The sequence below is a fragment of the Sphingomonas sp. genome, assembly GCF_035317925.1.
Taxonomy (GTDB): Bacteria; Pseudomonadota; Alphaproteobacteria; order Sphingomonadales; family Sphingomonadaceae; genus Sphingomonas_I.
The window spans coordinates 17,634-28,295 of record NZ_DATHFV010000043.1; the positions used below are offsets into that span (position 1 = coordinate 17,634).

At 64.4% G+C, this 10,662-nt stretch carries 7 protein-coding genes, 1 tRNA gene and 1 pseudogene; 7 read left to right on the top strand and 2 right to left on the bottom strand.

All coding sequences use genetic code 11. The features are described from left to right. Positions 1 to 31: 31 nt before the first annotated feature. The 5 genes and pseudogenes from bglX to VK533_RS03335 all read left to right on the top strand — a co-directional run bounded on the left by bglX (position 32) and on the right by VK533_RS03335 (position 6,009). Positions 32 to 2,350, top strand: coding sequence for a beta-glucosidase BglX (gene bglX / locus VK533_RS03315; RefSeq protein WP_324375001.1), 2,319 nt, complete (start codon positions 32 to 34; stop codon positions 2,348 to 2,350). A 97-nt stretch (positions 2,351 to 2,447) separates the two neighbouring features. Then, a pseudogene (locus VK533_RS03320) lies at positions 2,448 to 2,987 on the top strand (acyltransferase family protein); the annotation flags it as partial. A gap of 74 nt (positions 2,988 to 3,061) precedes the next feature. Beyond that, on the top strand, positions 3,062 to 3,538 hold the full coding sequence (locus VK533_RS03325; protein ID WP_324375003.1) for an acyltransferase family protein: 477 nt from the start codon (positions 3,062 to 3,064) through the stop codon (positions 3,536 to 3,538). A gap of 361 nt (positions 3,539 to 3,899) precedes the next feature. Further along, a complete protein-coding gene (locus VK533_RS03330; protein WP_324375005.1) occupies positions 3,900 to 5,360 on the top strand; it encodes a M23 family metallopeptidase in 1,461 nt (486 codons plus the stop codon). A 205-nt stretch (positions 5,361 to 5,565) separates the two neighbouring features. Then, on the top strand, positions 5,566 to 6,009 hold the full coding sequence (locus VK533_RS03335) for a hypothetical protein (protein WP_324375007.1): 444 nt from the start codon (positions 5,566 to 5,568) through the stop codon (positions 6,007 to 6,009). A 481-nt stretch (positions 6,010 to 6,490) separates the two neighbouring features. Here the strand turns inward: VK533_RS03335 and VK533_RS03340 are convergent, their stop codons facing one another. Then, the gene (locus tag VK533_RS03340) at positions 6,491 to 7,348 is read right to left on the bottom strand and encodes an SDR family oxidoreductase (RefSeq protein ID WP_324375009.1); all 858 of its coding nucleotides are present in this window, start codon (positions 7,346 to 7,348) and stop codon (positions 6,491 to 6,493) included. Positions 7,349 to 7,551: 203 nt separating this feature from the next. Between VK533_RS03340 and VK533_RS03345 the strand changes: the two genes are divergently transcribed. Next, the gene (locus VK533_RS03345; RefSeq protein ID WP_324375011.1) at positions 7,552 to 9,378 is read left to right on the top strand and encodes an ABC transporter ATP-binding protein/permease; all 1,827 of its coding nucleotides are present in this window, start codon (positions 7,552 to 7,554) and stop codon (positions 9,376 to 9,378) included. A gap of 54 nt (positions 9,379 to 9,432) precedes the next feature. Continuing rightward, a tRNA-Glu gene (locus tag VK533_RS03350) sits at positions 9,433 to 9,507 on the top strand. A gap of 35 nt (positions 9,508 to 9,542) precedes the next feature. Here the strand turns inward: VK533_RS03350 and VK533_RS03355 are convergent. After that, a partial coding sequence (locus VK533_RS03355; protein WP_324375013.1) for a DUF4982 domain-containing protein occupies positions 9,543 to 10,662 on the bottom strand: 1,120 nt, incomplete at its 5' end.

Sequence of the window (10,662 nt, forward strand, 5' to 3'; positions counted from 1 at the left end):
GGAACGCACCATCACGGCAGGAGAAGAACCAATGAAGGCAGCACGCACATTTCGTTGGACGGCACTCGCGAGCGCCGCCTTGATCGCGACGCTTGGGAATGGCGGGAGCGTTCTTGCCCAGCGCACCGCGTTGCGTAGCGCCCCACTGAGCGACGAGGCGGTTCGTGCCCGCGCGGATGCCCTGATCGCGCAGATGACGCCCGAGGAGAAGGCCGGTCAGATTACGCAGTATTTCGACTTCACGACGACTCCGGAAGAGTCGAAGCGCGTGACGGACGAGATGGCCGCGGGGCGCGCCGGCTCGCTCCTGTTCGTGAACGATCCGGTCGAGCTCGACCGATTGCAGCATATCGCGGTCGAGAAGACCCGCCTCAAGATCCCGCTTCTGTTCGGCTATGACGTGATCCACGGGCTGCGCACGATCATGCCCGTGCCGATCGCGGTCGCCGCGAGTTGGGACCCCAAGGTCGCCGAGGATGGCCAGACGGCCGCCGCGGCCGAGGCGCGCGCGGTCGGCCTGCATTGGGCGTTCGCACCGATGGTCGACATCGCGCGCGATCCGCGCTGGGGCCGCATTGTCGAAGGTGCCGGCGAGGATCCCTATCTCGGGTCAGCGATGGCTGCCGCGCAGGTTCGCGGGTTTCAGGGTGCCTATCTCGGCAGTCCGGGCCACATCATCGCTGGCCCCAAGCATTTCGCGGGTTACGGCGCTGCACTGGGCGGGCGCGACTATGATGAGGCGAACCTGTCCGACAGCGAATTGTGGAACGTCTATCTCAAGCCATTCAAGGCTGCCGTAGATGCCGGCGCCGGCAACATCATGAGCGCGTATATGGGCCTCAACGGCACGCCGGCTACGGGCAACCGCTGGCTGTTGACCGACGTGCTCCGCAACACCTGGGGCTTCAAGGGCTTCGTCGTCACCGACGCGGGCGCCGCACACGATCTGCTGACGCACGGGTTCGCATCCAGCAACGAGGACGCCGGCGTCCGCGCGTTGACGGCCGGGGTCGACATGGAGATGGCGCCGCCCTTCGGCGTCTCGGCGTTCAAAACGCTCCCGCAGTCGCTTGCCGAGGGCAAGATAACGACCGCGCAACTGGACGATGCGGTGCGGCACGTCCTCGAAGCGAAGATCCGCATGGGGCTGTTCGAGCATCCTTATGTCGATTTGAAAGCCGCGCAGCGTGTGCTCAACGACCCTGGCCATCGCTTGACGGCTCGCATCGCGGCGGAGCGCACGGCGGTTCTGCTGCGCAACGAAGGCGGCCTGCTGCCGCTCGACCGAAAGGGCGTGAAGTCGATTGCGGTTATCGGGCCGCTGGCGGACTCGGCGCGCGATACCGTGGGGCCTTGGGTATTCGACCAGAAGAACGACGAAACCGTGACGGTGCTTGCCGGCATCAAGGCGAAGGTCGGCTCTGGCGTGCGCGTCGACTATTCGGCCGGCGTCAGCATGCCGCCCCGGCTGTTCCCGTCGATCTTCGAGACTGGTCCCCACGCAGCGATGCCCCGTGTCACCGTCGATGACACGGCCGAAATCCAGCGTGCCGTCCAGATGGCGCGGGCGGCCGACGTTGCCGTGCTGGTGTTGGGCGAGGGGTGGAACATGATCGGCGAGCAAGCCTCACGTTCCTCGCTCGACCTGCCGGGCCGCCAACAGGAACTGCTCGATGCCGTGACCGCCACCGGCAAGCCGGTCGTGGTGCTGCTGATGAGCGCGCGCCCGCTGGACCTCAAGGGCAGCAAGCCCCAGGCGCTCATGGACATCTGGTATCCGGGGTCGCAGGGCGGAGCGGCGGTCGCCAACCTGCTGTTCGGTGAGGTGTCGCCGGGCGGCAAGCTGCCGTACAACTGGCCACGCAACATCGGGCAAATTCCGCTGCCCTACGCGCATCTGACCTCGTTCCAGCCCAAGACGATCGAGCAGCGTTATTGGAACGAGCCGAACTCGCCGCTCTACCCGTTCGGTTACGGGCTCAGCTACTCGACGTTCGCCTTCTCCAACCTGAAGACGGACAAGGCGAACGTGGCACCCGGCGAGGCCGTGGCCGTGTCGGTCGACCTGAAGAATACGGGCATGCGCGAGGCCGACGATGTGGCGCAGCTCTACATCCACCAACGATATGGCACGGCTGCCCGCCCTGTGCGTGAGCTCAAGGGCTTCCAGCGCGTGACGCTCGCTCCCGGGGAGACGCGGACGATCCGGTTCACGCTCAAGCCCGAGGACCTGACCTATTGGGCATCCTCGACGAGGAGCTTCGTCCAGGATCAGACCACGTTCGACGTGTATGTGGGGGACGACTCCACCGCCTCGCTGGCAGGCACGTTCGAGGTCCGCAAACCCTGACCTCAGGCGGGGCGGCGCTATCGTCGCCGTCTCGCCTTTTGCCCGCGCCGGCCGCCTGCTGACGCAGCGGCCCTGCCGCCTCGATCGGATTAGATGGATGGACGAACAAACCACTCACGCTGGCAAACCTCACTATCCGGTGCTCGATGGTCTGCGGGGGACCGCGGCCCTCCTCGTTGTCATGTTTCATATCATGGAATCGGTGACGGCCGATCAGTCGGCCAACCTGCTCCGACACGGCTATCTGGCGGTCGATTTCTTCTTCGCGCTGTCGGGGTACGTCATGGGCTATGCCTATGACGATCGTTGGTCGCGGCAATCCGTGGCTTCGTTCTTCAAGACCCGGCTAATCCGGTTGCACCCGGTGATCGTGGCCGGCGTGGTGCTGGGTGCCATTTCCTACTTCGTCGATCCCTTTCCGGCCGTGCCGCACACGCCATCGCTCGCGGCTGCGCTGACGGCGTTCGTCGCCGGCCTCCTACTCCTGCCCTCATGGACGCTGCCGGACAGGGGCACCGACTATTTCCCGTACAATGGCGTCTTCTGGACGCTCTTCCTCGAATACCTCGCCAACGTGGCCTATGCGGTCGTACTCCGTTTCCTCTCTACGCGCATACTCGCCATGCTCGTGGCTGCGGCTGCGCCCTGCTCGTGTGGCGGGCGGCGGTCTATGACACGCTGCATCTGGGCTATGACTGGCATACCGTGGATATGGCGCCGGTCCGGATCGCCTATCCCTTCTTGGCCGGCTTGCTGCTGTACCGTACCCGGCGCGCTGGCGCCTCGATGCGGCTTGGCTGGGCTCCGCTGTCCGTCCTTTTGCTCATTGCCTTTGCCATACCGCACCTGACCGCTGCGGGAGGCGTGTCGTGGAACGGGCTCTATGATGCCGGCATCGTCATTCTGCTATTCCCGGCGATCATCGCAGCCGGCGCACATCCGGTCGCCAGCAAGGTATGGACCTCGGTCTGCGAACAGTTGGGCCGGCTTTCCTATCCGCTTTATGGAACGCACTATGCGCTGATCTACGTCTATGCGGACTGGATCAAGGCCGCCTCGCCGGGTCGCGGCGCTATCGTCGCGGTGGGCATCGCCACCTGGCTCGTCGCGGTCCTGATCGGATGGGCAGCAGTACACCTTTGGGACGAGCCGATCAGACGGGCCCTTCGGTCCCGCAAACGCCGCTAGGCGGCTGGACTGACATTGCTTCTCGGCAGCCCTCCCTCCTGAACGGAAGGCAGCTTTCAGGTAGTTGGCAATCTCGCGTGAGCGACGGAGATTGGTCGGAAGCTGCGGGTTGGCGGTGCCCTTCCAAATGGCAGCCATTCCAGACTCAGCGCCCGGAATCAGTCAGACAGCTATCGGCCAAAACAAGTCATTCGCCCTCCAACTTCGTTCCCTCGCCCGACTCGATTCGCCCGGAAATTGACTCACCTCATCGCAGCTTTCGCCCGTAAACCGTGGATTAGTTTGACTTTAAGGTTTGTTATCCACAGTCGCCTACCCTGCCGGCGAAAGACCGGCTTATCAGGGCTGGGACGGGGCGTTGATGTATCTGCGTGATAATGACGGGTTTATTGGCGGCGGCGGCACGGTCGCGCTGGCCCCGCCGGCGCGCCGCCGTTTCGATCGCAACACGCTCCGCCGTCACATCGAACGCGCCGCCGATCTTGAGCTGGTTATCGATCTCGGCCAGCGCATCGGCAGCCGCGAATGGTGGCGTGGCCTCGCCACCTGCACCGCGCTCTGCGCGCTCGCCATCTCGTTCGCCCCGGGGATAGCGCCGTTGCACGGTCCGGTCGCGCCCGCGCTCGGCGAACGCCAGGAACAGGAAATGCGCGTCCAGGCGATCGCGCCGTCGGCGTACGGATCGGATACCGGCCGCCGCATGGTCGCGACCAATCTGGTCGAGCGCCTCACCGATACGCCCGAACGCCCGCAGATTCAGGTGACCGCGACGCTCGGCACCGGCGACGGCTTCGCCCGCGTGCTGCAACGCGCCGGCGTCGGTGCGGATCAGGCCAAGTCGGTCGCGGCGATGATCGCCGACCAGACTGCGCTCGGCGATATCAAGCCCGGCACCAAGCTCGATCTCACGCTCGGCCGCCGCCCCAATAAGTCGGTACCGCGCCCGCTCGATCATCTCGGCTTCCGCGCGCGGCTCGATCTCGCGCTCTCGCTCGATCGCGTCGGCAACGATCTGCATTTGAAGCCGCTGCCGATCGCGGTCGACGACACGCCGCTCCGGATCGAGGGCAAGGTCGGCTCGTCGATGCTCTCCTCGGCGCGTGCCGCGGGTGCGCCCTCGGCCGCGGTCCAGGCCTGGCTGCGGGCGATGGGCCAGCACGTCTCGATCCAGGGCATCCATTCGAACGATCAGTTCGACATCATCGTCGAACATCACCGCGCCGCCGACGGCATGAGCGAAACCGGCAACCTGCTGTTCGCCGGGCTGCAGCAGGGCAAGAAGGAACTGCGCCTGCTCAAATGGAATTCGGGCGGCAAGGATCAGTTCTTCGACGCGGCCGGCGTCGGCGAGACGCGCGGCAGCATGAAGATGCCGGTCCAGGGCCACCAGACGTCCAGCTTCGGCATGCGCTTCCACCCGGTGCTGGGCTATAGCCGCATGCACAAGGGCATCGATTACGGCGCGCCGATGGGCTCGCCGATCATCGCCGCCACCGACGGCGTCGTGAACTTCGCCGGCTGGCACGGCGGCCACGGCAATTACGTCCAGATCCGCGCGTCGGGCAACATGGGTACCGGCTACGCGCATATGAGCCGGATCATCGCCAAGGTCGGCGAGCATGTGCATGCCGGCCAGCTGATAGGCTATGTCGGCTCGACCGGGCTGTCGACCGGCCCGCACCTCCATTTCGAGGTGTTCGTCAACAATGTCGCGGTCAATCCGGCGAGCGTGAAGTTCATCCAGGCCGCCCAGATCGCCGGCGCGGAACTCAGCCGCTTCAAGGCGACGCTGGCCCACCTGATGAGCCTCCGCGCTCGCTGAGCCGGCGGGTCGTGCCGGGCTAGGTTGCGAACGCACGAATGCCGGTCATCGGGCAAGACGCCTAAATGCCGGATTGGGTGGTTTGCGGACTGGCGACTTTTGGGACGCGTTCGAGCGAAACCTGCCGTTCGGATCGATTCCGGCACAAATGGTGCCTTTGGCCATTGCCGACATAAGCCGCTCCTGACATTGCGCGGGGATGGGCATGTTCGACAGCCACGAGGAACTTGCCGCTGCTCTCGCTGAAAGCGGCATCGAGTGTTCGGTCGCAGGCAGCTTCGTGCAGCTACCGATTGAGGACGTAGAACTCACGGGAACGCTTCAAATTGTCGAGGGATGGCTAGTCTTCAAAGTGTATCTTGGAGAACGGCGCGAAGGCTTGAAAGATCCAGCATACCAAACACTGCTACGTCTGCATGACCGCCTAATCGGGTTGCGATTTTCCTTGGCCGATCGCGATTTTTGGATCGTTCAGGACTTCCCGATAGCCGCCCTCGGGAACGACTTCGCTGTCTATCTTCGCAATGCCTTTTGGGTGCTGGGGGCCTTCGTCCCAGCGCTGGATCAGCTTTTGTCTCGCGATACTCCGATGTCGGAAGACGAGATTGATGCGATGTTTCAGAGGTTGGAAGCGACGCGCTTGAACTGAGCAACCGTTACGACGTGAACGGCGGCCCTCAGGCCCAGCGCACGCTAACTCGAACGACCGACTTTGGGTGGTTTGCAGGCTGGCAGGTTTCGTTAGTGTCTTTCCGACAGCCGGGATTGCGGACCTAAGAATTTTGCGACTAACTCCCGCAGTGAACTCTCCGTCCAAAGTCGGTCGCGGCGAAGGCGATCTTCCCACTCCGTCATGCTGAACTCGTTTCAGCATCCATCCATCATCCCCACCGCCGTGCCTGGGCAGGATGGACCCCGACAGAGCCGGGACACTGGACGCGGCGCGCGCGTCGCCCTCGCCCGCTTGCCGACGCGATTCTCCGAGCTTGCCCGGTCTTGACTTTGTTCCCGAAATGTTCTACGCGGCGCGTCGCTCATAATCGCGCTTTCGCCACCGTCCTTTAGTTCGTTTCCGGTGTTTTTTATTTTTTCCCTTGGCGAAGGGGCAGGGAGGTGTCGCCCGCTTGCATCTATCCGTTCACGATCGTCCCGCCATTCGGGTGCAGCACCTGCCCCGACATGTAGGAGGAATCCGCGCACGCCAGGAACAGGAAGGACGGCGCGACCTCGTTCGGCTGGCCCGGCCGGCCCATCGGCGTCTTCTCGCCGAAGGTCGCGAGCTTCTCCTTGCTGGCCCCGCCCGACGGGTTGAGCGGGGTCCAGATCGGCCCCGGCGCGACGCCGTTGACGCGGATGCCTTCGCCCACGAGCTGTTCGCTCAGCGAGCGCGTGAACGCCACGATCGCGCCCTTGGTCGCGCTGTAGTCCACGATCTCGGGCTCGCCCTGATACATCGTCACGCTGGTGCAGTTGACGATCGCCGCGCCCTTCTTGAGGTGGTCGCGCGCTGCCTGGACCATGAAGAACTGGCCGAAGATGTTGGTCTGGAATGTGCGGCGCAGCTGCGCCTCGGTGATGTCGCGGATATCCTTGTCGGGGTGCTGCTCGCCGGCATTGTTGACGAGCACGTCGAGCTTGCCGAACGCGGCGATCACCTGATCGACCGCCCGAAAGCAAAAGTCCTTGTCGCCGACATCGCCCGATATCGTCAGGCATTGGCCGCCCTCGCGCTCGACCAGATGCTTCGTCTCCGCCGCATCCTCATCCTCGTTCAGATAGACGATCGCGACATTGGCGCCCTCGCGCGCATACAGCACCGCCACCGCCCGCCCGATCCCGCTGTCGCCGCCCGTGATCAAAGCGACCTTGTCTTGCAGCCGGCCCGACCCCGCATAGCGCGGCTCGAAGATCGGCCGCGGGCTCAACGTCGCCTCGCTGCCGGGCAGATCGTCTTCGTGGATCATCGGCTCTTTGGGGTGCGATTCCATAGTGTCTCCTGGGCTGGCCCCACCAACGATCCATGCGCGCTCCGGCTCCCCCACACTCCTCGTCATGCTGAACTTGTTTCAGCATCCACCCATCATCCGCACCGCCGCTCCTGTGGCACGGTGGACCCTGAAACGAGTTCAGGGTGACGTTGGTGGGGTAGCAATGTTTGCGCATTCCCCAAGGCGCCCTATCTTGAAGGACGATGCCGCCCACGCCCGCCGAAACCACACCCAATCCAGAGAACGGCTTCGCCGCGCTCCGCCGTTTCCTTCCCTATCTGTGGCCGAAGGACCGGCCGGCTTTGCGCTTCCGCGTCGCGGTCGCGATGCTGCTGGTGATCGGATCGAAGTGCATCACCTTGCTGATGCCGTTCGCCTACAAGGGCGCGATCGACCGGATGAGTCCCGGACATGAGGCGGTCGGCCTCGCCATGGCGTTGGTCGTCGCTTACGCCGGCGCGCGCTTCGGCGGCCTGCTGTTCGACAATCTGCGCAACGCCGTCTTCGAACGCGTCGGCCAGGAAGCCGCGCGCAAGCTCGCGCTCGAAGTGTTCGCGCATCTCCATCGCCTGTCGCTGCGCTTCCACCTCGAACGCCGCACCGGATCGCTCTCCAAGGTGGTCGAGCGCGGCACCAAGAGCATCGATACGATGCTCTATTTCCTGCTGTTCAACATCGCGCCGACCATCTTCGAGCTGAGCGCGGTCTGCATCATCTTCTTCACCAAATTCGGTCCCGGTCTGGTGGTCGCGACCGCGTTGATGGTGGCTTTCTACATCCTGTTCACGCGCACGATGACCGAATGGCGCATCGGCCTGCGCCGCTTATGGGCCGCGTCCGACGGCGAGGCAGCGCAGAAGGCGGTCGATTCGCTGATCAACTACGAGACGGTCAAATATTTCGGCGCCGAGGGCGTCGAGCAGCGCCGCTACGGCGAGAGCGTCAAGACGCTGATCGACACCACCACCAAGCTGGAGGTCAGCCTCGCCTGGCTCAATATCGGCCAGGGCTTCATCACCAACGCGATGATGGCGGGTGCGATGGCCTATAGCGTGTGGGGCTGGAGCAAGGGCCAGTTCACCACCGGCGACGTCGTGTTCATCAACACGATGTTGAGCCAGCTTTTCCGCCCGCTCGACTTCCTCGGCATGGTCTATCGCGAGATCCGCCAGGGGCTGATCGACATGGAGGCGATGTTCAAGCTGGTCGATACGCCCGAGGAGGTGGTCGATTTGCCCGACGCGCCTACCCTGATCGCGCAGGGCGGTGCGGTGCGGTTCGAGGCTGTCGATTTCGCCTACGATCCCGAGCGCCAGATATTGAAGCAGGTCGATTTCGCGGTGCCCGTCGGCGGCACGCTCGCGGTGGTGGGTCCGTCGGGTGCGGGCAAGTCGACGCTCGCGCGGCTCTTGTTCCGTTTCTACGACGTGACCGGCGGGCGCATCCTGATCGACGGGCAGGACATCAGGCAGGTCAATCAGGCGTCGCTACGGCGTATGATCGGCATCGTCCCGCAGGACACGGTGCTGTTCAACGACACGATCGGCTACAACATCGCCTACGGCCGCGAAGGCGCGAGCCAGGCCGAGGTCGAGGATGCGGCGCGCGGCGCGGCGATCCACGATTTCATCGTGTCGCTGCCCGACGGCTACGACACCAAGGTCGGCGAACGCGGGCTCAAGCTTTCGGGCGGCGAGAAGCAGCGCGTCGCGATCGCGCGCACCTTGCTCAAGGATCCGCAATTGCTGATCCTCGACGAGGCGACCAGCGCGCTCGACAGCCGCACCGAAGCCGCGATCCAGGATACGCTCAACCTGCTCGCCCAGCGCCGCACCACGATCATCGTCGCGCATCGCCTGTCGACGATCATCCATGCCGACGAGATCGTCGTGATGGACAAAGGCCGCATCGCCGAACGCGGCACGCATGCCGGGCTGGTCGCGCGCGGCGGTCTCTATGCCGAAATGTGGGCGCGCCAGCAGGCCGAACAGCGCGAGGCGGAGGAAGCGGCCGAGGCCGAAGCCGCCTGACACTTTGCTTGACGCATAGGGTGCGCGCCCATATGTGCGCGCCTTCGCGCAGACGGCCCCTTCGTCTAGCGGTTAGGACGTCGCCCTCTCACGGCGAAAACACGAGTTCGATTCTCGTAGGGGTCACCAAGCGATACTTTCTCCAGACGCGCTGCGTCGCCAATTCACGCGGTGTTGCGCGGCGGCAGCGCAAGGATCGCAACGGCGGCGGATGAGAGTGTCTCCGCGCGAGCGGTCAACCGGATGTTGCCTCCGGCGGTGCCGGCCTGGACGATCGCCTGACACATCCCATTGAAGCTCGTACGCGATGATCCCTGATCGGCTTCGCGGCTGTTCGGATCGCCGTTTCCAACGCCGATAAGGCGAGCATCGCCTGCAATCTCGAAATGCACCGGAACGTCCGCGCGCGGTACGACCACACCGCGGCGATCGACCACTTCGACGGTGATCATTGCAAGGTCGGAGCCATCGGCCGCGATGCGATCGCGGTCTGCGGTGAGGCGGAGGCTGTGGGCAGGGCCCGCCGTTTCGCGCATGCTCTTCGCGATCTGCCGGCCGTTTCGATAGCCGATCGCCTCAACCCGGCCCGGACGATATTCCACCGTCCATGCAACGTGACGGTTGCGCGGCATCGGCTTGCGGCCCGCGCTGACGCCGTTCACGAACAGCTCGACCTCATCGCAATTGCTGTGTGCCCAGACCTCGATCGGCTGGCCTTCGCTTCCTTCCCAGTTCCAATGGGGTAGCAGATGGACCAACGGAGCCGACGGCCGCCACCAGGCACGATAATAATAATAATTGTCCTTGGGGAAGCCGCACAGGTCGAGCACGCCGAACTGGCTCGAGACGCTCGGCCAGGTCGGGTACGGGGTGGGCTCGCCGCGATAATCGAAGCCCGTCCAGATGAAGCCGCCGGCGATATAATCGCGCTCGGCGACGATCGGCCACCATTGCTCGGCGGTGGAGGCCCAGAACGGATATTCCGTATCGTAAGCGCGCACGATGTGGCGGTCGGGATCGTTGCGATATTCGCCGCGCGTGGCGACCGTGCTCGCGGTCTCGCTGCCGATCACGGGCAGCTTCGGATATTGCGCGTGGAAATCGTCGATCTTGTCGGTGCGATAATTGAGACCCGCGACATCGACGACATGCCAGGCGCCGGCGCCATAACCCTTGTCTTCGCCATAGAAAGCCTGGGTGACCGGGCGCGTCGGATCGAGCGCGTTGATGCGGCGCTTGAGTTCGGCGGTGATCCATTCGCCCCGTTCGGTGCCCTGTTGCGGC